This window comes from Halomonas sp. GFAJ-1, assembly GCA_002966495.1.
Classification (GTDB): Bacteria; Pseudomonadota; Gammaproteobacteria; order Pseudomonadales; family Halomonadaceae; genus Vreelandella.
This window is the reverse complement of sequence record CP016490.1, coordinates 3,165,300-3,187,223: the sequence shown is the minus strand read 5'-3', so window position 1 is coordinate 3,187,223 and position 21,924 is coordinate 3,165,300. Positions and strand designations below refer to the sequence as shown.

The window sequence follows — 21,924 nt, the reverse complement described above, 5'->3', positions numbered from 1 at the left end:
GTTTCTTTAGACTTTTGTCTGAAGAGGGTAAAACGGCTGCTAAACTGCCGTCTTCATTTAGGGAGAAACCAGCATGACACTTGCCGATATTGCCCGGCTCGCCGGGGTTTCGCGCACCACGGCAAGCTATGTAATCAACGGCCAAGCTGAACAGCGGCGCATTAGTTCAGCCACCATCGACAAAGTCATGGCCGTGGTGCGTCAGCACCGTTACCACATTGACCCCCAGGCCGCTGCGCTGCGCCGTGGCGCTAGCCGTTTGATTGGCCTGATCGTGCCGGATTTGGAAAACATCAGCTATGCGCGCCTCGCTAAACGCTTGGAGCGCGGCGCCCGCGAGCGCGGCTATCAGCTGCTGGTGGTGAGTTCTGACGACTGCGCAGACAGCGAGCGCACGCTGGCCCTAGCGCTGCGCGCCCAGCGCTGTGAAGTGCTGATTACCGCGAGCTGCCTGCCCGAAAACGACACCTTTTACGCGGATTTAGCCGATGAAGGGTGGAGCGTGGTGGGCATGGACCGTGGTCTGACGCCCGAGCGCTTTGCCAGCGTGGTGAGCAATGATCATGAAGCGGCTTATGCGCTAACACGTTCGGTGATGACGAGTTCAACGCGGCGCATTGCCTGGTTAGATGCCATGCCAGAGTTGTCGGTGAGCCGCGAGCGCCGCGCCGGTTTCCTGGCGGCGTTAGAAGGTCAGGGAGTTGAGGCAGTCACCTTTAGCGGCGAGCGTTACGAGCGTGATCTGGGCGTTGAGCTGGCTAAGCAAGCCTTGGCGGTAGGTGAGGTTGATGCGCTGGTGACGGCCTCCTACGCGCTTATGGAGGGTGTGTTTGATGAGCTGCTTGCCCAGGGTGGGCTGCCAGAGACGCTGCGGTTAGCCACCTTTGGTGACCACCGCCTGTTAGATTTCCTGCCCCAACCGGTGAATTCTGCGTTGCAGGATTACGATCGAATTGCGGAGTTAACGCTGCAGTGCGTGCTGGGTGCGATGAATGGAACCTACCAGTGCGGGCAGCAGGTGGTATCGCGTCACCTGCGTACCCGATAGAGTTTCAGGGAGGCTATACCGTGCGTGCCTTGGCCCAGGCGTCCGCATCGGGAATCGACATGTCGTAGCGCTCGCTAAGATAGGGCGAGGAGAGCAGGAAGTCGGCGCTTGCGGCGTTACACGCCACCGGTACGTTCCATAGCGCCGCCAAGCGCAGCAGGGCTTTCACATCCGGGTCGTGGGGCTGCGGGGCAAAGGGGTCCCAGAAGAAAATCAGCACGTCGAGCTGCTGCTCGGCAATGCGCGCGCCAATCTGCTGGTCGCCGCCCAGCGGGCCGCTCATTAAGCCTTCTACTTCTAGCCCCAGGGCGGTTTTAAGCCGCTCGGCGGTAGTGCCCGTACCAATCAACGTATGCTGGCTCAGTGTATCTTGCCAGCGCGTCGCCCACTCCAGCATCTCAGTTTTTTTGCCATCGTGGGCAATCAGCGCAATACGCTTGCGCGGTTGCAGCGTGCGCACGGCTTGGCGGGGAGGGCGGGCGTCAGTCATGGTGGGGTCTCCTGAAGAAAAATTATTCGGCGTCAACGGCCAGTACTTTCATGGTGTTGGTGCCGCCGTGGGCGTTCATATGGTCGCCGCGAGTAAGGATGACATGCTCGCCAGGGCGTGCCAATCCATGTGCCTTCAGCAGCTTAATGGCTTCTTTGTTGACGTCGGCGGCCTCCATGTGAGTGGTATCAAACGGGATCGAGACCACACCGCGATAAAGCGCCATGCGCCGCTGGGCGATGGGGCTGTGAGCCAAACCCACAATTGGTAAGCCTGAGCGAATGCGCGAGGCAATCAGCGGCGTGTAACCGGTGGAGGTCATGCAGGCAATGGCGCGTACGCCCGTTAAGTGGTTAGCCGCGTACATGGCGGACAGTGCGATGGTTTCATCAATGCGCTCAAAGCCTTCATGAATGCGGTGTCCGGAGGCTTGAGCAACCCGCTCACGCTCAGCGCCTAAGCAAACGCGATCCATGGCTTCCACGGTTTCCACCGGAAAGTTGCCCGCTGCCGTTTCTGCAGAGAGCATGACCGCATCGGTGGCGTCGAGTACGGCGTTAGCCACGTCGAAGACCTCTGCGCGGGTGGGCAGCGGCGACTCAATCATCGATTCCATCATCTGTGTGGCGGTAATCACCGCGCGATTCAGTGAGCGAGCATGCTTGATAATGCGTTTTTGCGTGCCGATCAGCGCTTCATCACCAATTTCAACGCCCAAGTCGCCACGCGCCACCATCACTGCTTCTGAGGATTCAATAATGGCATCAAGCGTCTCATCATTAGCCACAGCTTCTGCGCGTTCCAGCTTGGCGACTAGGCCAATCTCTTTGCCTTCGTCACCCAGCAGCGCGCGGGCTTCTTGCATATCGGCGGCGTGACGCGGAAAAGAGACGGCTAAATAATCCACGCCAATGTCGATCGCTGTTTTCAGGTCTTGCTTGTCTTTATCGGTGAGCGCCGGTGCAGACAGGCCGCCGCCCTGCTTATTAATACCTTTATTGTTGGACAGTTTGCCGCCCACGTGAACTCGGGTGTGAACTTCTTGCCCAACAATAGTGGTGACATCCAATACGACGCGACCATCGTCCAGCAGCAGACGGTCGCCAGGGGCGACGTCATCGATGAGTGCTTTGTAGTCACAGCCCACACGCTCGGCGGTGCCGCTATTGGCATCCATCGACATATCGAGCACAAACGCCTGGCCGATGTCTAAGTGGATGGCGCCTTCCGTAAAGCGGGAAATACGGATTTTAGGCCCTTGCAGGTCACCGAGTGCCGCGACGCTGCGGCCCAGGCGCTGAGCGATCTCGCGCACCTCGGTGAGACGGCGGCGATGATCATCAGCGGAGCCGTGAGAGAAGTTCAGCCGCACCACATCCACGCCCGCTTTTAGCATGGCTTCCAACACTCCGGGGCGGTCACTGGCTGGGCCAAGCGTGGCGACGATTTTGGTACGACGGAGAGGGGCAGGGAGCGGGGTGTTGGACATGGTAGTGACTCCTGATGAGCAGCATGGGCTGAACAAAGCCCGGAAAAAGGGCGGATGAATCGTTGATTAAGTATTGGACTAAGATAGTCTTTATATAGTAATTTTACTACATATTGGATGGTTTTTAGCCTCTTTAGGCGGTTGCAGCAGGTTTAAATCGGCCTAGAGGTGATTAAATACGTATTTTTAGTAATTTTTTTACAGAATACGCCATCTACGACCACTGCTTGATTGAGGTGCTACCATGACAATAAGAGTTGCCATTAACGGTTTTGGAAGGATTGGTCGCAATGTGCTGCGTGCGCTGTACGAGAACGGCTACCGTGATCGTGTGCAGGTCGTTGCGATTAATGATCTGGGCGACCCCTCCCTCAATTCTCATCTGCTGCGCCACGACACCGTTCATGGGCACTTTCCGTTTGCGGTTGAGCATGATGCAGAGAGCATCAGCGTGGATGGGGACCGTATTGCGATCTCCTCCGAGCGTGACCCGGCCAACCTGCCTTGGGCCTCCATGAACATTGATTTAGTCATGGAGTGTACTGGTCTGTTTACCAAACGCGATGCAGCGGCTAAGCACATCGCGGCTGGCGCCAAGCGGGTGTTGATTTCAGCGCCGAGCCCTGATGCGGATGCCACCATTGTGTACGGTGTAAATGACGACATCCTGACCGCAGAGCACACCGTAGTATCGAATGCTTCGTGCACCACCAACTGCTTAGCCCCTGTTGCCAAAGCGCTGAACGATGCGGTCGGTATCGAGAATGGCCTAATGACCACCGTTCACGCTTACACCAACGACCAGAACCTGTCGGACGTTTACCATACCGACCCCTACCGTGCGCGTAGCGCCACCCACTCCATGATTCCGACCAAAACCGGCGCGGCGGCAGCCGTAGGTATGGTATTGCCGGAACTGGCGGGTAAGTTCGATGGCTTGGCCGTGCGCGTGCCGGTAATTAACGTTTCCCTGGTGGATTTAACGTTCAACGCGGGTCGCGATACCACCAAGGAAGAGATTAATGCGATTGTTGAGAAAGCCGCCGCCAGCTCTCCGGTATTGGCCGTTAATGCTCAACCGCTGGTGTCTATCGACTTCAATCACGATGCGCACTCGTCCACCTTCGACGCCAACCACACCCGTGTGAACGGTCGCTTAGTGAAAATCATGGCGTGGTACGACAATGAGTGGGGCTTCTCCAACCGTATGTTAGATACCGCTATCGCGATGCAGAAAGCTGCTCAATAACGCTTGGCTCACTCCTCAAGGGCAGGTATCCCCCAGCAGCAGCTCGGTTTTGAGTAGCTGCTGGGTTTTGGGTATTCGCCCTAGGATCATGTTGGCCGCCACGCGCCCTTTACCTGCGCTGTCCTGGCGCACGGTGGTTAACCGCGGGGCGCGGTATTGCCCTTCCGCAATGCCATCAAACCCCGTAATCCGCAGCTCTCCTGGTACCTGAATGCCCCGCTGCTCGGCCAGCGTCAGCGCGGTGAGCGCAATTCGATCCGACATGCACAGCAGTAAGTCAGGCCGCTGTTCGGCGGGCAAGTCGATGATCTCGGTAATCACCGGTGAGCACACGTCAAACACGTTCTCTTCAATGTTCCACAGCGGGATCTCGCCAGTATCGAAGCCATGTTCTTTAAGCGCTGCGTGAAACCCGTCTAAACGTGCGCGGCTGATGGTGCTGCTATCCGGCAGCATCGTGTGCGCTTTCGTCACGCGGCCGTTGCACTGCTCTTTGGTTAAGCGCAGGTTGATGATCGCTGGGCGCTTTGGGCGCTGTTTTAGCGCGTGCATCGCCATATCGTAACTAGCGTCGCGGTCATCGATATGCACCGTGGGGCAGCCGTCAATATCGAAATCCACCGATACCAGCGGACGCTGAGAGGGAAGCTCATCCAGCAGCTTATTGTTGGGCATAAGGCCGTAAACGATAAACCCATCAGCAATGTTGGCCGAGCCGGGCGGCTGGGACGCGTGGCCACGGCCCGGTAGCAGCAGCAGGGTGTGGCCGTGAGCATCCAGCACTTCGGCCACACCAGAAAGAAACTCGCTGGCCACGGCATCGTTCAAGCTGTAGGTCAGGCTTTCGGCCAGAATCACCGCCACAATGCTGGAGCGACCGGTGCGCAGGCTGCGGGCTTTGGCATCGGGGCCGCTATACCCCAGCCGCTTGGCTTCTTTGAGAATGCGGTCACGCAGCAGCGGGGAGAGCTGGTCGGGTCGGTTAAACGCGTTGGAAATCGTCGCGGTAGAGACGCCGAGTTCGAGCGCAAGATCCTTTAGAGTCATTCGGCGAGGGGCGGTCACGGAGCTTCCTAAACAGGTGAAAAGCGTTGACTGAAAAAGTGCAATGCCTAGGCTTTTTTATAGCGCAGGCTAATTATTGAATGGTCCCGCACAAGAATAACGGCCTTGGTGGTATGCCGACTACCCTCACATGAAAGGTTGTCTTCACCGCCAAGGCCGTAATGGGTCGTTCTGTGACGAGTTAAGCGGCTGAGCGAGCGTCTGAGAGCATCAGCGCAGCACCGTTCTCGTCAAAGAGATGCACGTGCGCGGTATCTGGCACCAGTGATACCTGCTGACCCTCTTTCCACTGGCTGGGCGCTTCGCTGCGGTGGATCAGCAGCGTTGTGCCCTCTTTTGGCTCCAGATAAACGTACACTTCGTTGCCCAGGTATTCGACGTTAACGATATCAAAGCAGTTATCTCCCTGCGGCGCTTCCAAACGCAGATGCTCGGGCCGCACGCCAAGCGTTAGCGAGCTGCCTTGCGCGTAGCCGTCGCCCGCTTGGGGCAGGGTCACGTCACCTAATCCTGCAACGTTAACTCGGCAGCCGTCAGCGGCGCCGCTGAGTAGTTTTGCGGGTAAGAAGTTCATGGTGGGTGAGCCAATAAAGCCAGCGACAAACTTCGTGGCTGGGCGTTGGTACAGCTCGTGAGGGCTGCCCACTTGCTCCACATGGCCGCGGTTAAGTACGACGATTTTATCTGCCAGCGTCATGGCTTCTACCTGATCGTGGGTGACGTAAATCATGGTAGAGCCAAGGCGGTTATGCAGGCGGGCGATTTCGTTACGCATTTGCACCCGTAGCGAGGCATCCAGGTTAGAGAGTGGCTCATCAAATAGCAAAATACGCGGCTCGCGGGCCATGGCGCGGCCCATGGCCACCCGCTGGCGCTGGCCACCAGAGAGCGCTTTGGGCTTACGGTGTAAGAGCTCTTCTAGCTGAAGGATCTTCGCTGTGCTCATTACCCGTTCATGCACCGTCTCTTTGTTGGTCTTGGCCAGCTTCAGGCCAAACGCCATGTTGTCGTAAACAGTCATGTGCGGGTAGAGCGCGTAGGACTGAAATACCATCCCCACGCCGCGTTCTCGTGGCGGTAAATCATTGACCACGGTGCCGCCAATGTTGAGATCGCCGTCGCTGATGGATTCCAGTCCGGCAATCAGGCGCAGCAGAGTCGATTTACCGCAGCCGGAAGGGCCGACAAATACTACAAATTCGCCGTCGCCAATGGAGAGATCGACGTCTTTAATAATGTGATCTCGGCCAAATACTTTGTTGACCTTTTCAAGCGTAACACTTGCCATGGAAACTCCTTACCGGCCTCAAGAGCGTCGCGGGCCGGCTATCGTTATTAACTATTATGGGCGGCTTTAGGCGACCTGCATAAAGGCGGCTTGATACGCAGGCAGGGTGAGCTTGCTGCCATCTCGCGCAGCGGTAAAGTTGGCAACCGAGTGGTCGCTGGCAACGTTAACCGGCAGCGTAGTGTGCTGCTCTTGCCCTGTCAGGTTGAAGACACACAGTAGCGTCTCGTCGCCTTTTTGACGGGTGAAACCAAGTAGTTCCTCACCCACATCCACCAGCGTTAAGTCACCATCAAACAACGCTGGGTGGCTACTGCGAAACGCCAGCAGAGCACGCACGGTATTGAGTGTGGCATTCGGGTCGTCTTGCTGGCGGCTAACGGCCAAATCCAAATGGCGGGTTTCCATCGGCAGCCACGGCTCTACTGGGGAGAAGCCGCCCTGGTCGCCGTCGGTCCACGGCATGGGCGTGCGGCAGCCGTCACGGCCTTTAAACTCAGGCCATAGCACTTTGCCGTAGGGGTCTTGAATGCGTTCAAAGGGTACATCGGCTTCCGGCAGGCCCAGCTCTTCGCCCTGATAAAGGCACACGCTACCGCGCAGCGAGAACAGCATAGCGAGCATGACTTTCGGGTAGGCGTGGGGGTCTTCTTCGGAGCCCCAGCGAGTGGCGCTGCGCACCACGTCGTGGTTGGAGGTAGCCCAGCAGGGCCAGGCGTCTCCCGCCAAACGTTGGAAGCGCTCAATCACTTCGCGCAGGTAGCTGGCGGAGTGGGGCATGTTGAGCAAATCGAAGGTGTACGCCATGTGCAGCTTATCGCCGCCGGCGGTGTACTCCGCCATGCGCTCCAGCGGGTTGTCATCACCTATTTCGCCCACGGTGGTGGTGCCGGGATACTCATCCATCAGCGCGCGCAGGTCTTTGAGGAAGTCCAGGTTCTCTGGGCGGCTGAGATCGTAGACGTGGCGCTGCCAAGTGTAAGGGTTCGCTTCTGGTGCGCCCAGGGTTTTAGCTTCGCCTTTCGGTACTGGCGGGTTATCCCGCAGCTCGGCATCGTGGAAGTAGAAGTTGACCGTATCCAAGCGGAAGCCGTCGACGCCCAAATCCAGCCAGAATCGCATGTTGTCGAGCTGCGCCTGACGCGCTTCCAGATTGTGGAAGTTCACGTCCGGCTGGCTGGTCAGGAAGTTGTGCAGGTAGTACTGCTGGCGGCGGGAGTCAAAGGTCCACGCGGAGCCGCCAAAAATCGACAGCCAGTTGTTGGGCGGTGTGCCATCGGGTTTCGGGTCTGCCCATACAAACCAGTCTGCTTTCGGATTGGTACGATCCTGGCGGCTCTCTTTAAACCAGGGGTGCTGATCGGACGTGTGGCTGATCACCTGATCAATCATCACTTTCAGGCCTAGCGAATGAGCTTTTTTCAGTAGCGCTTTGAAATCATCCAGCGTGCCAAACATCGGGTCCACGTCGCAGTAATTGCTAACGTCATAGCCAAAGTCGAGCATCGGCGAGGTAAAGAAGGGCGAGAGCCAGATGCCGTCCACGTTGAGTGATGCCACGTAGTCCAGCTTCTCGGTGATGCCGTTCAGGTCGCCAACGCCGTCGCCACGGCTATCCAGAAAGCTGCGCGGGTAGATTTGATAAATAACGCCGCCGCGCCACCACATCATTTTGTCTTGCATTATTTGTTCCTTAAAAACAGTGGCTGAAGAATCAACATCAGCTCATCAATAGATTTGTCGCGTGGACTAGCCTTTGACGGCACCCGCGGTCAGGCCCGACACAATGCGGCGCTGGAAAATAATCACCAAAATCACCAGCGGTACGGTGACTACCACAGAAGCCGCCATGATCGGCCCCCAGGGCAGCTCATAGGCACTACCGCCAGACAGCAGCGCGATGGCAACCGGTACCGTGCGCTGTGCATCGGTGAGCGTGAAGGTCAGTGCGAACAGGAACTCGTTCCAGGCGGCAATGAAAGCCAGCAGTCCGGTGGTGGCCATGGCGGGCCACATCAGCGGTAAAAACACTTTGGTGATGGTGACCCAGGGGGTGGCACCATCCATGATCGCGGCCTCTTCCAGTTCCATGGGCAGCTGTTTCATGAAGGTGGTCAGCACCCAGACGGTGAACGGCAGGGTGAAGATGGTGTAGCTGAGAATCAGGCCCGCCGGGTTGTTGTAAAGGTTCAGCGCGCGAATGACCTCGAAGAGCCCCGACAGCACCGCCACCTGGGGGAACATGGAAACCCCGAGGATCACCAGCAGTACCGTGGAGCGGCCGCGAAAACGCACTCGTCCAAGCGCATAGGACGCGGTAATGCCCAGCAGCAGCGCAATGAACACCACGCTGAAGGCGATAATGATCGAGTTGAAGATGGCGCGCAGGAAGCTGGTCTGGCTGAAAATTTGAACGTAGTTGTTCATGTTCCAGTCGGAGGGCCACAGTTCCACGCGAAACAGGTCGCTGGAGGGTTTGATCGAGGTGATCACAGCGTAGTAGAAGGGGAAGACCGCGTATACCATGATGAGCGCAATCAGTGCCCAGAAACCGACGCGTTTGGCTATTTTAGCTAGCTGACGAGTGGTCATCAGTCACCTCCCAGTTGGATTTTGTTGCGGCCCAGATAGAGGTAGGCAATGGTGGCCAGCGCAATGATCAGGAACAGCAGCGTGGAGGCGGCGCTGCCGTAACCGACATCCTGAAACTCGACCAGCTGCTGGCGGGCGTATACTGACATCGACATCGTGCTGGTGGAGTTGGAGGTCAGTACGTAAATCACGTCGAACACGCGCAGCGCATCCAGCAGGCGGAAGATCACCGCCACCATCAGCGCGGGTGTGATCAGTGGCAGCGTGACCTTGAAGAACACGCGTACCGGATGAATGCCGTCCACTTCGGCGGCTTCGTAGCAATCCTTGGGCAGCATCTGCAGCGCGGCCAGTACCAGCAGCGCGACAAAGGGAATGGTTTTCCATACGTCCACCATGATGACCGCCCACATGGAGTAGGTGGCGCTGGCGGTCCAGGCAATCGGGTTGTCGATGATGCCGACGGCCATCAACATATGATTGATGATGCCGAACTGGTCGTTGAGCATCCATGCCCACATCTGGGCAGAGACGATGGTCGGAATGGCCCAGGGGATCAGCACCGCCGCCCGAACGATCACCCGGCCCTTGAATTCGGCATTCAGGATCAGCGCCACGATAACGCCGAAGATGACTTCCAGTGACACGGATACCACCGAGAAGTAGACCGTGTTCCAGACCGAGCGCCACCAGATGGGGTCGGCCAGTACGCCGAACCAGCGACCGTCCTCATAGACCAGATAGTTTTCGAAACCGATCAGGTTGGCCGCGCCCAGGTCCGATAGCGATGCATCGGTAAAGCTCAAAAAGAACGTGCGCAGGAGCGGCCAGCCAGCCACCAGGGTCAGGGCGATCAGCATGGGGGCCAGGAACAGCCAGGCCGCCTTGACCCGTTGACGGCGCACCTTGGTGCCGCGCTGGCGCCTTGGGGGCGCTATGGAACGCGCCCCGGAGGGCGCGTCGTGGTGAGAAGTGCTCGGCATGGGAGTCTCCGCAATTACCAGTTACGACGCTTCAGGCGCAGCAGTTCGCCTTCCAGATCGGCAACGCCCTGAGCGCCATCCTTGCTGCCGGAAAGCACGTCATGAGTGGTGCTGAAAAAGGCGTTGCTGACGCGGCCATAGGCATCACCGGTAGGCGCAGACGGGCGCGCGACGGCATTGGTGAACGTGTCGTAGAGTGTGCCGAAGAAGGGCACCGCTTCCAGCACTTCCTCGTCCTGGTAGAGCGCATCCAGGGTGGGGTTGTAGGACGCCTGAATGGCGCGGCGCTTCTGCTCTTCCTCGCCGGTCAGGAAGGCCACCAGATCAGCGGCCAGTTCGGGGTTGTCGCTATAGCGAGAGACCGCCAGGTTCCAGCCGCCCAGGCCAGCAGCACTTTGCCCTTCATCACCACCGGCCGGCAGTTGGACCACACCCACCTTGCCGCGTACGTCGCTGTCATCGCTTTGGGCCAGGGCCCAGGCGTAGGGCCAGTTGCGCATGAACACCGCGTTACCGCCCTGGAAAACCCCGCGGGCTTCCTCTTCGGTATAGTTCAGCACGCCTTCTGGGGAAATATCACCAATCCAAGAGGCGGCAAGGTCTAGTGCCTGCGCGGCGCGCTCGTTGTTGATGGTCACTTCGCCGTCGTTATCGACCACGGTGCCGCCACCAAAGCTGGCAACCCACTCGAGCGCGTTGACGGTCAGCCCTTCATAGGCGCGCCCTTGGAACACGAAGCCCTGCATGCGGCTGTTGCCTTCGTTACGTTCGGCCGCTTGAATCTCGCGTGCCGTTTCGGTGAGTGCCTGCCAGGTGGTCGGAACGTCATGACCGTGCTTTTCCAGCAGGTCTTCCCGGTAGTAAAGCACGCCTGCATCGGTAAACCAGGGCATGGCGACCAGCCGGTCATCGATGGTGTTGTTGACCACGATCGTTTCGAAGTGGCCTTCGTCTGCGTCGTCACCCAATACCTCGCGAAGATCGATCAGGTGGTTGGCCAGCAGACCGGGCCACACCACGTCGATCTGCATGACGTCGATATCACTGGAGTTGGCCGAGAGAATCTGCTGGTAGAGTGACAGGCGCTCGGTAGATGAGTTGGGCGTAGAGACGACGTCCACCCGATGGCCGGTTTTTTCTTCCCAGGCGCGGACACCCTCCTGGCACAGGGTCAGCTCTGCACCCACGGCTCCGCAGGAGATGGTCAGATCGGCGGCCTGGACCGCACCGCTGGCGCTGGCCAGGCTGGCCAGGGCAATCGCAGATGAAAGAAGCGTCTTTTTCATAACGGTATTCCTCGACGTTTATTGTTATGGGAGTGAAGTCACAAGGCGCTGACAGCGCAAACTTAAACGATTAAGTTGAGATGCCAGTTAGCCGTCTGTTGTCATGAAGTTCAATAGCGACTTTTGTCTAACCCCGTGCTGGGTGTTTTTTCCAAGGCTAAATAGCAGGTTAGACATTGGTCGATAATTAGCAAAAGCATGTTGGTTTACTAACACTTAATCGATTAAGTTTTAGTGGTTGTTGCTTGCTGGCTCGAAAAATGAGTTGCTTTGCAACATTCAAGGGAAAGTACGTGAAGGGAAAGTCAGTGCCTGGAGCAGGCAATACGATCAAAACAATAGCGCTTTAAAAACAATCGTTTTTCAAGAGCCTCGCGTTTAAAAACAATAGGATTTAATACAATGCACAAGACAGCGTTCAAGACGCCGTTGGCCATTGCGGTGGCGGCTGCCAGCCTGGGCATGAGCGGTTTGGCCAGTGCCAACCTGTCCCTCGAAGAGCGTTTTGCTGAGCTGGAGGCGCGCATCGCGGCGGCCGAACAGCGCGCAGACGCCGCAGAGCGCCGCGCCGATCTGGCCGAGCAGGGAGCCACGCCACCGCCTTCCAGCGCCCCAGCGGCCGCCACCACCGATGCCGACCTCGAAGAGCGCTTGGCACGAGTAGAGCGCCAGGCCAGCGGTGAAGAGGGCTTCTCGTTCAACGTCTACGCCCGCTCTGGCCTGCTGCTGGGCGAAGATCGCAAGAGCATCGATGGCGGCCCCTACGTGACCCCAGCTGGTAACCTGGGCGGTGCCGTGGGTCGTCTGGGCAACGAGCCCGATACCTACACCGAAGCCATTCTCAACTACCGCATGCAGTTCGATAACGGCGCCCGCGCCCGTTACACCACCATGCTGGCCGCTGGCACCAACTCCAGCAACGATTGGGTCGGCGACGATACCAACCTCAACGTCCGTCAGGCCTATGCCGAGTTCAGCGACCTGCCCAGCTTCACCGGGGCCTTCGAAAATGCCTCCATCTGGGCGGGTAAGCGCTTCGACCGGGATAACTTCGATATCCACTGGCTGGACAGCGATGTCGTGTTCCTGGCCGGTACCGGTGGCGGTATCTACGATATTCAACTGGCCGATAACTGGAAGTCCAACTTCTCGCTGTATGGCCGTAGCTTCAGTGACTTTGACGTCATCAACCGCGAAAACCCCGGCCTGGAAGGCGATGGCAGCAACACCGACAACCTGATCCTGACCTCCAACAACTACTTCGGTAACTGGCAGGTCATGGCGAACGTGATGTCGGCCGCCGACAACGACGAGCGCGACATCGGCGTAGGCCAGACCGCTGCCGACAGTGGCTGGCATACCATGGTGGCGTACCACGGCGACAGCTTCTTTGGCCTGGGCGAGGGTAACTTCAAGGCGGCGTTGCTGCACGGCCAAGGGCTGGGTGCGGAAGTGAAAGGGCTGGGTAGCAATGGCGACCTGACCGACGACGCCACGGCGACCCGCCTGGCGGTCTACGGTACCACCTACATTGCCCCGCAGTGGCGCATTGCGCCCTCGATTCTGGCAGAGGTCAGCGACGACCGGTTTGCCGATGGCGACAGCTACTCCTGGGCCACGCTGAACGTGCGTCTGGCCAACGAGATTACCCAGAACTTCGAGATGCAGTACGAGGGTAGCTACCAGTACATGGATCTGGATCCCAATGGCTTCAATGGCCGCAATGCCGTCAGCGGCAATTTCGGCAAGCTGACCATTGCGCCCACTTTCAAGCCGGATGTCGGTGGCTTCTGGAAGCGTCCTGAAATTCGTCTGTTCGCCTCCTATACTGACTGGGATGCCGAGCTGAACGGCTACACGATGGAAGACTCGTTTGGTAACGATGGCTTTACCGGTGGCCAGTGGAGCTTTGGCGTGCAGAGCGAAATCTGGTTCTAACCCATCGCACCATGCCTGGCAGGTTTCCTTACCTGTTTCACCAATGCCGATTGCCCGCGCTCCGTCGCGGGCTTTTTGCTCGTTAAACTCGACCCAGGGAGGCACCGATGCTGCTGCTCAAGGAAAAACTGAAGGCGCCGCCGCTACCTCCCTGTACGGTGGCGCGGCCGCGTTTGAACGACCACTTCGCGTTGAACGAGCAGGTGCGCCTGCTGGTGGTTCAGGCGCCACCGGGCTATGGCAAGACCACGCTGCTGGCCGAGCGGCTGCCCGTCCTGGAGCAGCAGGCAAGCTGGCTGCGGCTGGACGAGCAGGATAATCAGACGCACCGCTTTCTGGCCTACTGGCAGGCGGCCATGGACACTCTGTTGGCCCCTTTGGTCACGCTGACGCCGGGGGATGACAGTGAATGCATTGCCCACATGGAGCGCTGGTTGACGGAGCTACCCGAACAGCACGCGCCTTGCCGACTGGTCGTGGATGGCTTCGAGCATCTTGCCAACCCCGAGATTCTCACCGCGCTGGCCCACTGGCTGCGCCATCAGCCGCCCTGGCTGACCTTGACGCTGGCCAGCCGGTCACGCCCGGCACTGGGGCTTGCCAGCCTGCGGCTGCGCGGTGAGCTGGAAGAGATCGACCTGCATAGCCTGGCATTCGACAGTGAAGAGGCACACACCCTGTGTGCCGAACAGCTTAGCTTTCCACCTACACGGGTAAGTCTGGAGCGCGCGCTACGCCGCAGCGGCGGTTGGGTGATGGCGCTCAACTGGCTGGTGGAGCGCACCACGACCCGCGCCGGCTTTGATGCGCTGGTCGAGCGCTTAAATGGTGCTCACCCTGATTTCGTCGCCTGGTTTGATGAACTGCTTGCCCAGGCGCTCCCGTCAGATGAGCGTGAGCTGATGCTGCAGCTGGGGGTGCTTGAGCGTTTCTCGCCGGAGCTAATGGCGCGCTTATTAGAAGGCGAGCGTTTGACCCAGCGGTTTGACGCTTTTGAGCAGGCGGGGCTGTTTATTGAGCGCCCCGACCCCCACGCCCAGTGGTACCGCTTTCAGCGATTGTTTGGTGAGTACCTGCGCCATCGACGTCACGAGCTTAGCCTGGCGACCCAGCGCACGCTCCACCGGCGTGCCAGCCAGGCGTGGCTGGCGCTCAACGACCCGGTCATGGCGCTGCGCCAAGCCATTCTTGCCGAAGCGCCGGAGGATGTGGCCAGCCTGCTGGTGTCGCAGGGGCCTGCGCTGTTGGCAAGCGGTGCCTACGCGCTCTTGGCTCAGGGGCTGGGGCTGATAGGGGAGCTTTCGCTCTCACAACGACCAGAGCTCGCGTTGCTGTATGGCTGGGTGTCCCACGCTCAGTTTCAGTTTGATACCACCGCCCGGGTGATTGGTTGGATTGAGTCAAAGCTGGAAGCCCCGGAGTGGCAGTGGCTGCATGCCGAATTTGCCACTCTGCGTGCCCAGCTGGCGATCAATCAAGGTAATGCCGAGCGGGCCGCGCCGCTCGCCGAGCAGGCCTTGGCCATGCCTGCCCGTTATTTAGCCTCAACGCCACTAACGGCCACCGCTATATTAAGCGAGGCGCGGTTTGTGCAAGGCCATTTGGAGGAGTCGTTGCTGCGGGTGCGGGAAGTGGAGCGAGAGGCCCGACAGGGCAATGATCATCAGCGATTGTTGTGGTCGTTTTGCCACCAGTCAGAGACCCTGGTTGCTCAGGGGCGCTTGCAGGCTGCCTACGATATTCAAGAGCGTGCCTTCGCTCACTTAGAGCGTGCAGAGCTTGAGCACCTGCCCGTGGCGGAATTCCTCTACCGGATTCGCAGCCAAGTGCTCTGGGAGTGGCACCGCCTGGATGAAGCCGAGCAGGCCGCTTTAAAAGGCATTGCCGTGCTGGATAACCAAGGCGAGCGTTGGACGCTGCAGTGCCATATCCAGTTGGCGAAAGTATCGCAAAGCCGAGGCGACCAGGCTCAGTGTGCCGACCATGTTCGGCGGCTGCGTAAAATCCTCGCTGAAGGCGATTACCATATCGACTGGGTGGCTAATGCACATGCCACGCTGCTTTCCTGGTGGCACTCTACCCAGGATCTAGAAGCAGTGGAGCGCTGGCGTCAGGAAGCGCCAGCCCCTATCACCGACGGTGCCACCAACCACTTTGCCCAGTGCAATGTGCGCAACCACGCCCGGGCGTTAACGCTGTTGGGCCATTTTGATGAGGCCCGCACGTTGCTAGAGGCGCTTGAGGTACACACCCAGCGTTTAGGTTTAGTGACCGATGCTAACCGCAATCAGCTGTGTTTAGCGGCCGCCGCCTGGCACCAAGGCAGGGAGGAGGCGGCCCGCCATCATCTGCAGCAAGCGCTAAGCTTGGCGTCACGTACTGCCATGGTCGGCAGTTTTTTACGTTTGGGTAAACCGTTAAGAGCGCTGCTAACCGGGCTGATGGCCCGCGGTGAACTACCTGCCTTAGAGCAGGCCAGGGCGGAGCGGCTGTTGACGCTGGTAGGCCGACAAAAGGATTTTGGCAGCGCTCGGCGTCTGATGCTGGATGAAACGGTGATTGCCGATATCGTGGCAAGGCCGGATGTTCCCGAGCTGATCCGCACGTCACCGCTGACCCGTCGCGAATGGCAAATTCTCGGGCTCATTCACGCGGGGCTTTCTAACGAGCAAATCGCCGAACAGCTGTCGGTGGCACCGACCACGATCAAAACCCACATCCGCAGCCTCTACCAAAAGCAGAATATTCGCCGCCGGGATGAAGCGATTGCCCTGGCCGGTCAGCTGTTGGCACATATACAGGGGGAGTGAGGCTAGCCATGGTTCTTCAGCAACTACTCCTCGCGTCTACGCCTAGCACCACCCCCGGGGGAGGATTTTATCTCCCCCCGCAGCCTGCATCATGCCTTCTATCGGTAATACTCAGTCGTTTATAAAACCGTCGGCAATAACAAAGATAAGGACTCACCATGATGCAGACACCGTCTACTTCTCACTACGTTGGCAGCCAAGGGGCCGACTGGTGGCGCGGGGCCGTGATCTACCAGATTTATCCCCGTAGCTTTATGGATAGCCATAGCGATGGCACGGGGGAAGGGGTTGGCGATTTAAAAGGAGTGATTGAGAAGCTCGACTACATCGCCTCATTGAACGTCGATGCAATTTGGCTCTCGCCGTTTTTCACCTCACCGATGAAAGACTTTGGCTACGACATCAGCAACTACCGCGATGTCGATCCGATGTTCGGCACGTTGGAAGACTTCGACCGCCTCGTCGAGGCGGCCCATGCGCGAGGGCTGAAGGTGACGATTGATCAGGTGATGTCCCACTCCTCAGACCAGCACGCCTGGTTTGAAGAGAGCCGCCAAAGCCGCGATAACCCCAAAGCCGATTGGTACGTGTGGGCCGACCCCAAGCCTGACGGCGCGCCGCCGACCAACTGGCAGTCGGTGTTTGGCGGCAGCGCTTGGCAGTGGGATACCCGCCGCTGCCAGTACTATCTGCATAATTTCCTGGCCAGCCAGCCGGACCTGAATTTCCGCACGCCAGCAGTGGTAGACGCCATGCTGGAAGAAGTGCGCTTTTGGTTAGAGCGCGGCGTGGATGGCTTTCGGTTGGATGCGGTGAATTTTTGCACCCACGGTGAGTTAAAAGATAACCCGCCGCGTCAGGAAATGACCGAGAGCTTCCTGGGCGTTCGCCCCGACAACCCCTACGGCTATCAGCTTCACCAATACGATAAAACCCAGCCGGAAAACCTAGTGTTTCTAGAGCGTCTGCGAGCGCTGCTGGATGAGTACCCTGGCACCACCAGCGTGGGCGAAGTAGGCGATGACGACGCCCTCGGCGTAATGGCAGAGTACTCCCAGGGCGGCAAGCGCCTGCACATGTGCTACTCGTTTAACCTGCTGACCGATAAAGCCAACCCCGGCTACCTGCATGAAACGCTCACCGAAATGGAAGCGCGCATTGGCGACGGCTGGCCCTGCTGGGCGCTGGGAAACCACGACGTGACGCGGCTGGCAACCCGCTGGCAGGCGGAAGGGCAGCTCGATAAGCTGCGTCTGTATATGGTGTTTCTGCTCAGCCAGCGGGGCAGCGTATGTCTCTATCAAGGGGAGGAGCTGGGCCTGCCGGAAGCACAGCTCACCTTTGAGCAGCTCGTTGACCCGGCCGGCATTACCTTCTGGCCCGCCTATAAAGGCCGTGATGGCTGCCGCACCCCACACCCCTGGCAAGCAGATGCTCGCCATGCAGGCTTTAGCCGCGCAACGCCTTGGCTACCAGTACCCAATTCCCACGCAAGCTTGGCGGTGGATCAGCAAGAGCAGGATGCCGATTCGCTGCTAAACGCCTACCGTGCTTTTTTAGCGTTTCGCCGCACCCAGCCCGCGTTGGTCAAAGGTGATGTGCGTTACCACCCGGTGCGCAACGACGTGCTCTGTTTTGAACGCACCTATCAACAAACGCGCTTGTTGGTAGCACTCAACTTTAGCGACCAGCCTATCACTCGCGCCGTTCCCGAGAGCGCAGAAGCAGTAGCCGCTGCGCCTGCGTGGCTAAACGGTGAATGGCAGGCCGGTACGCTGACGCTGCCGCCCTTTGGGGTGGCCATTGCTCGCTGCCCGCAAACACAGGAGGATGCGCCATGGGACGTTTAACCCTTAGTGGTATTGGTAAATCCTTTGATGGCGTTGAGATTTCACGGGATATCGACCTCACCATTGAAGATGGCGAGTTCGTGGTGTTTGTTGGCCCCTCCGGCTGCGGTAAATCCACGCTGTTGCGCATGATTGCAGGGCTCGAGGATATTACCGAAGGGGATATGCAGTTAGATGGCCAGCGGATTAACGAGATCCCGCCCCAGGAGAGGGACATCGGCATGGTGTTCCAATCCTACGCGCTCTACCCCCATATGAGCGTGGCCGAGAATATGGCGTTTGGCCTGAAGTTGGCGCGTACCGACAAAGCGGAAATTCGCCGCCGCGTGCAGCACGCCGCTGACATGCTGCATTTGACAGAGCTTCTGGAGCGCAAGCCCAAAGACCTCTCGGGTGGCCAGCGCCAGCGGGTGGCCATTGGTCGTACGCTGGTGAAAGAGCCTGCCGTGTTTCTCTTTGATGAGCCGCTCTCTAATCTCGATGCAGCGCTGCGCGTGGATATGCGGGTACAGATCGCCGCGCTGCATAAGCGCTTAAACGCCACCATGATTTATGTCACCCATGATCAGATCGAGGCGATGACCCTGGCGGATCGCATCGTGCTGCTCTCCAAGGGGCGCATTGCCCAGGTAGGCGCACCGCTATCGCTGTATCACTTTCCCAATACTCTGGAAGTAGCGGAGTTTATTGGCTCCCCGCGTATCAATACGTTCCCGGTCACCGTGGTCGATCCCGGCGAGCGCCAAACCGTGGTGCGACTTCATAATGGTGAAACGCTGGCAGTGGCGGTAAATGGCCAAAAGCTGCAAGCAGGTGATAGCGCCACTCTTGGGCTGCGGGCAGAGGATTTTATGAAGAACGAGCAAGCCGAAGCCACATTAGATGCCACCTTGCTGGTGGCAGAGAAACTGGGTTACGAAACTCTGGCGCATTGGCGGGTAGCAGCCATCGACGTGCCGCTAACCCAGCGCTTAGATGGTTTGACCCACCTGGAGGAGGGGCAAACGGTGCGCCTAGGGCTGTCAGGCCAGCATTGCCACCTGTTTGATACTCAGGGCAATGCTTGCCCTCGGCAAATTGAAGTAGACGGCGTTAGCCAGTAGCGTGCTATAAGCAACGCGACACACTAAACACGACAAAGCACCCTGGATTTTGACTCGGGGTGCTTTTTATCCTTTTTTGAAAGAGTTAAACGCCAATCTCTGTGCGTATATCCCCACTGTGCGGCGGTATGTAAAAGGCGGGGAAAACGGGTTATAAAAACCGGCCCCATCAATAGGGCCGGTGACGAGCAAAGTGCCCAAGCGAGGAAGCGGGAGTAGGTTAAGCTTACCCTTTGACGCCCCCAGCCGTTAACCCGCCAATAATCCAGCGCTGGCAGATCAGAAACGCCACGGTAATAGGCAGGCCAGAAAGCACCGCAGCAGCAGCAAAATTGCCCCAACGCTGGTTGTGGTCGGCCAGGTACTGCTGCGCGCCCACGGCGAGTGTCAGTTTGTGCTCATCTACCAGCAACACCGACGCCATGGGGTACTCCATAATGCTCATCACAAACGCCAGGATGAACACCACCATTAAGATCGGGATAGAGAGCGGCAGCAAGATATAGCGAAACGCCTGCCAAGTGCTGGCACCATCCACCATGGCAGCCTCCTCAAGTGAGCCATCGATGGATTCGAAATAGCCCTTAATCGTCCAGATATGCAGCGCCACCGCGCCGAGCGAGGCCACAATGAGCGCACCGTGGGTATTGATCCCCAGCCAGCTCACAAACTGCCCTAGCCGGTCGAACAGGGCGTAAAGCGCCACCAGCGAGAGTACCGCTGGAAACATCTGAAAAATCAGCATGCCTTTTAACAGCGGCTCCTTGCCTTTAAAGCGCATGCGGGCAAACGCGTAGGCGCTGGTGGTGGCGAGCATTAGAATCAGCACCGATGATACTACCGCCACCTTGATGGAGTTCCACAGCCACAGCAGTACGGGGAAGGGCGGCTGCACAATAGTGCCATCAGCGCGCTCCCAGGGGATGCCTAGCGCCAGCGACCAGTGCTCTAGCGAGAAGTTTTCTGGTATGAGGCTGCCGGTGGCAAAGTTGCCCTCCCGGAATGAAATTGAGATGACCAGCAGCAGCGGAAACACAATCAGCGACACAAAGCAGATCAGCGCCAGGTGTGCCCCCAGGCGGCGCGCGCCAACGGAGCGGGGTTGAACCATCGCCATCAGTAACCTCCTAAACCTTCACTTTGGAAAGGCGCAAATTAAGTAACGACATGCCCGCCACCAGAAGGAAAATCAGGGTGGCAATAGCGGCCGCTAGGCCAAAGTTCTGCCCGGCATCCTGAAAGGCAATGCGGTAGGTGTAGCTCACCAGTAAGTCAGTGGTGCCCGCTGGGGTGCTGGCGCCCAAAATATCTGGGTTGCCGCCGGTTAACAGCGCAATCAGTACAAAGTTGTTGAAGTTGAACGCAAAGGCAGCAATCAGCAGCGGCGTTAATGGCTTGATAATCAGCGGCAGGGTGATTTTGAACAGGTTGGTGAGCGGCCCGCCGCCATCCACCGCCGAGGCTTCGTATAAATCCTGGGGAATCGCCTGAATTAAGCCCATGCAGAGCAGCAGCATGTAGGGGTAGCCTAACCAGGTATTCACAATCAGCAGCATGCTGCGGGCAAGCCATGGGTCGGTAAACCACTCTGGTCGCACGCCGAAGAGGGTATCTAGGATCATGTTCACTTCACCAAAGTGCTGGTTGAACATGCCTTTAAAAATCAAAATAGAAATAAACGCAGGCACCGCATAGGGCAGAATCAGCAGCGTCCGGTAAACGGCTTTCCCCCTAAGCTGATCCCACTGCAGCAGCGACGCCAGCACAAAGCCAACCGCCAAGGTAAACACCACGGTGAGCGCGGCAAACACGAAGGTCCACACGAAAATCTGCATGAACGGGCCGCGAATATCCGGATCGGTAAAAATCTTGGTGTAGTTGCTGAATCCTACATTGACCGGCCAGCCCGGAGTGATGCGCTGGCCATCGTCGGCGACGAAAAAGCCGATGGTGTGATCCGGTGTCAGCAGGCGGTCGTCTCGGCGGTCGTATAGCGTGCCATCCTCCTGAGTCTCGTAGCGGTCGAGCATGGGCGCAAACTGGCGTATACCGGCCATGCGCAGCTCGGTGCCTTCGGGAGTGATCAGGCGTAGCCCCTGCAGGGCACTGCGCGCTTGAACGATGTCGCGCATGGGCAGCGGGTCTGCGGTGGGAGCGTCACTGGCCGCCTGCAGGCCTAGCTGGCGAGACTCCACATTGGCCAGATTCAGCGGTGACGACATCCAGCGCTGGCGCTCGTTTTCCAGCCGTAAACGCACCAGGTCGCCTTCGGCATAAAGCGTGAGGTCGAAAGCGTCATCGTCTTCCTGATAGGTCTGGCTCATCAACTGGCTGCGCACACGCTCTTCCGAGAGCAGGTTGGTGGAGCTGTAGTTGCTGAAGCTGATCCCAAAGGTGTAGATCAGCGGAAAAATGACGAACACTCCCAGCCCTGCTACGGCTGGGAAAATATAGCGGTGGCTCATCAGCGAACGCTTGGTGAACACCACGCCCAGCGAGCCGCCGAGGAGCAAAAACAGCAGTGCGAACATCCACTGCCCGTTCAAATGAAAGGCCAGCACCAGCCAGAGCAGAGCGATAACCAGGGCCGCTATCACGGCGCGCAGGGCCCAGCGGGTGTAGCGTTCGGTAAGATGGCGAGAGCGGTGGCGGGGCAGGCCACGAGACGCGTTGGTGGTATACATGATGACATCCTGAAGGCTGCCCGGCGCTTACATCGCCGGGCAGCAAGGG

Annotated in this window: 16 protein-coding genes; 6 read left to right on the top strand and 10 right to left on the bottom strand. The window is 58.5% G+C overall.

Features of this window, described 5'->3' with window-relative positions; translation table 11 throughout:
• Positions 1–73 precede the first annotated feature (73 nt).
• The gene (locus BB497_14355; protein AVI63807.1) at positions 74–1,048 is read left to right on the top strand and encodes a DNA-binding transcriptional regulator FruR; all 975 of its coding nucleotides are present in this window, start codon (positions 74–76) and stop codon (positions 1,046–1,048) included.
• Between the two features lie 13 nt (positions 1,049–1,061).
• Here BB497_14355 and BB497_14350 read toward each other — a convergent pair whose 3' ends face one another.
• A complete protein-coding gene (locus BB497_14350; GenBank protein AVI63806.1) occupies positions 1,062–1,538 on the bottom strand; it encodes a methylglyoxal synthase in 477 nt (158 codons plus the stop codon).
• Positions 1,539–1,560: 22 nt separating this feature from the next.
• Positions 1,561–3,027: a pyruvate kinase gene (locus BB497_14345; protein ID AVI63805.1), complete on the bottom strand. Its 1,467-nt coding sequence runs from the start codon at positions 3,025–3,027 to the stop codon at positions 1,561–1,563.
• A 244-nt stretch (positions 3,028–3,271) separates the two neighbouring features.
• On the opposite strand from BB497_14345, the gene BB497_14340 reads away from it, so the two are divergent.
• Positions 3,272–4,276, top strand: coding sequence for a type I glyceraldehyde-3-phosphate dehydrogenase (locus BB497_14340; GenBank protein AVI63804.1), 1,005 nt, complete (start codon positions 3,272–3,274; stop codon positions 4,274–4,276).
• 15 nt (positions 4,277–4,291) lie between these two features.
• Here BB497_14340 and BB497_14335 read toward each other — a convergent pair whose 3' ends face one another.
• The 6 genes from BB497_14335 to BB497_14310 all read right to left on the bottom strand — a co-directional run bounded on the left by BB497_14335 (position 4,292) and on the right by BB497_14310 (position 11,490).
• A complete protein-coding gene (locus BB497_14335; protein ID AVI63803.1) occupies positions 4,292–5,323 on the bottom strand; it encodes a LacI family transcriptional regulator in 1,032 nt (343 codons plus the stop codon).
• A gap of 199 nt (positions 5,324–5,522) precedes the next feature.
• Positions 5,523–6,629 (bottom strand): ABC transporter, encoded by a 1,107-nt coding sequence (locus BB497_14330; protein AVI63802.1) that lies wholly within the window; start codon positions 6,627–6,629, stop codon positions 5,523–5,525.
• A gap of 66 nt (positions 6,630–6,695) precedes the next feature.
• Positions 6,696–8,312: an alpha-glucosidase gene (locus BB497_14325; protein AVI63801.1), complete on the bottom strand. Its 1,617-nt coding sequence runs from the start codon at positions 8,310–8,312 to the stop codon at positions 6,696–6,698.
• 66 nt (positions 8,313–8,378) lie between these two features.
• Positions 8,379–9,221 carry a sugar ABC transporter permease gene (locus BB497_14320; protein AVI63800.1) on the bottom strand — a complete coding sequence of 281 codons (843 nt, stop codon included), beginning with the start codon at positions 9,219–9,221 and terminating at the stop codon, positions 8,379–8,381.
• The gene (locus tag BB497_14315; GenBank protein ID AVI63799.1) at positions 9,221–10,204 is read right to left on the bottom strand and encodes an ABC transporter permease; all 984 of its coding nucleotides are present in this window, start codon (positions 10,202–10,204) and stop codon (positions 9,221–9,223) included. Before BB497_14315 ends, BB497_14320 begins: the two co-directional genes overlap by 1 nt.
• Before the next feature lie 14 nt (positions 10,205–10,218).
• Positions 10,219–11,490, bottom strand: coding sequence for an ABC transporter substrate-binding protein (locus tag BB497_14310; GenBank protein ID AVI63798.1), 1,272 nt, complete (start codon positions 11,488–11,490; stop codon positions 10,219–10,221).
• 402 nt (positions 11,491–11,892) lie between these two features.
• Here BB497_14310 and BB497_14305 point away from each other — a divergent pair, with 402 nt between their 5' ends.
• The 4 genes from BB497_14305 to BB497_14290 all read left to right on the top strand — a co-directional run bounded on the left by BB497_14305 (position 11,893) and on the right by BB497_14290 (position 19,191).
• Positions 11,893–13,428 carry a porin gene (locus BB497_14305; GenBank protein AVI63797.1) on the top strand — a complete coding sequence of 512 codons (1,536 nt, stop codon included), beginning with the start codon at positions 11,893–11,895 and terminating at the stop codon, positions 13,426–13,428.
• Positions 13,429–13,535: 107 nt separating this feature from the next.
• Positions 13,536–16,238 (top strand): helix-turn-helix transcriptional regulator, encoded by a 2,703-nt coding sequence (locus BB497_14300; GenBank protein AVI63796.1) that lies wholly within the window; start codon positions 13,536–13,538, stop codon positions 16,236–16,238.
• A gap of 158 nt (positions 16,239–16,396) precedes the next feature.
• A complete protein-coding gene (locus BB497_14295; GenBank protein AVI63795.1) occupies positions 16,397–18,088 on the top strand; it encodes an alpha-glucosidase in 1,692 nt (563 codons plus the stop codon).
• Positions 18,076–19,191: an ABC transporter gene (locus BB497_14290; protein ID AVI63794.1), complete on the top strand. Its 1,116-nt coding sequence runs from the start codon at positions 18,076–18,078 to the stop codon at positions 19,189–19,191. The genes BB497_14295 and BB497_14290 overlap by 13 nt, the downstream gene beginning before the upstream one ends.
• Positions 19,192–19,417: 226 nt before the next feature.
• Here BB497_14290 and malG read toward each other — a convergent pair whose 3' ends face one another.
• Together malG and malF are read right to left on the bottom strand one after the other, a co-directional pair.
• Entirely contained in the window at positions 19,418–20,308 is an 891-nt protein-coding gene (malG, locus tag BB497_14285; GenBank protein AVI63793.1) for a maltose transporter permease, read from the bottom strand.
• A 10-nt stretch (positions 20,309–20,318) separates the two neighbouring features.
• A complete protein-coding gene (gene malF / locus BB497_14280) occupies positions 20,319–21,875 on the bottom strand; it encodes a maltose transporter (GenBank protein AVI63792.1) in 1,557 nt (518 codons plus the stop codon).
• Positions 21,876–21,924 lie beyond the last annotated feature (49 nt).

Excerpts from the sequence above, each read along its gene's own strand:
- BB497_14315 (AVI63799.1), bottom strand. The coding sequence starts at position 10,204 with ATGCCGAGCACTTCTCACCACGACGCGCCCTCCGGGGCGCGTTCCATA.
- BB497_14305 (AVI63797.1), top strand. The coding sequence starts at position 11,893 with ATGCACAAGACAGCGTTCAAGACGCCGTTGGCCATTGCGGTGGCGGCT.
- BB497_14320 (AVI63800.1), bottom strand. The coding sequence starts at position 9,221 with ATGACCACTCGTCAGCTAGCTAAAATAGCCAAACGCGTCGGTTTCTGG.
- BB497_14300 (AVI63796.1), top strand. The coding sequence starts at position 13,536 with ATGCTGCTGCTCAAGGAAAAACTGAAGGCGCCGCCGCTACCTCCCTGT.
- BB497_14335 (AVI63803.1), bottom strand. The coding sequence starts at position 5,323 with ATGACTCTAAAGGATCTTGCGCTCGAACTCGGCGTCTCTACCGCGACG.
- BB497_14355 (AVI63807.1), top strand. The coding sequence starts at position 74 with ATGACACTTGCCGATATTGCCCGGCTCGCCGGGGTTTCGCGCACCACG.
- BB497_14295 (AVI63795.1), top strand. The coding sequence starts at position 16,397 with ATGATGCAGACACCGTCTACTTCTCACTACGTTGGCAGCCAAGGGGCC.
- malG (AVI63793.1), bottom strand. The coding sequence starts at position 20,308 with ATGGCGATGGTTCAACCCCGCTCCGTTGGCGCGCGCCGCCTGGGGGCA.
- BB497_14310 (AVI63798.1), bottom strand. The coding sequence starts at position 11,490 with ATGAAAAAGACGCTTCTTTCATCTGCGATTGCCCTGGCCAGCCTGGCC.
- BB497_14325 (AVI63801.1), bottom strand. The coding sequence starts at position 8,312 with ATGCAAGACAAAATGATGTGGTGGCGCGGCGGCGTTATTTATCAAATC.
- BB497_14350 (AVI63806.1), bottom strand. The coding sequence starts at position 1,538 with ATGACTGACGCCCGCCCTCCCCGCCAAGCCGTGCGCACGCTGCAACCG.
- BB497_14290 (AVI63794.1), top strand. The coding sequence starts at position 18,076 with ATGGGACGTTTAACCCTTAGTGGTATTGGTAAATCCTTTGATGGCGTT.
- BB497_14345 (AVI63805.1), bottom strand. The coding sequence starts at position 3,027 with ATGTCCAACACCCCGCTCCCTGCCCCTCTCCGTCGTACCAAAATCGTC.
- BB497_14340 (AVI63804.1), top strand. The coding sequence starts at position 3,272 with ATGACAATAAGAGTTGCCATTAACGGTTTTGGAAGGATTGGTCGCAAT.
- malF (AVI63792.1), bottom strand. The coding sequence starts at position 21,875 with ATGTATACCACCAACGCGTCTCGTGGCCTGCCCCGCCACCGCTCTCGC.
- BB497_14330 (AVI63802.1), bottom strand. The coding sequence starts at position 6,629 with ATGGCAAGTGTTACGCTTGAAAAGGTCAACAAAGTATTTGGCCGAGAT.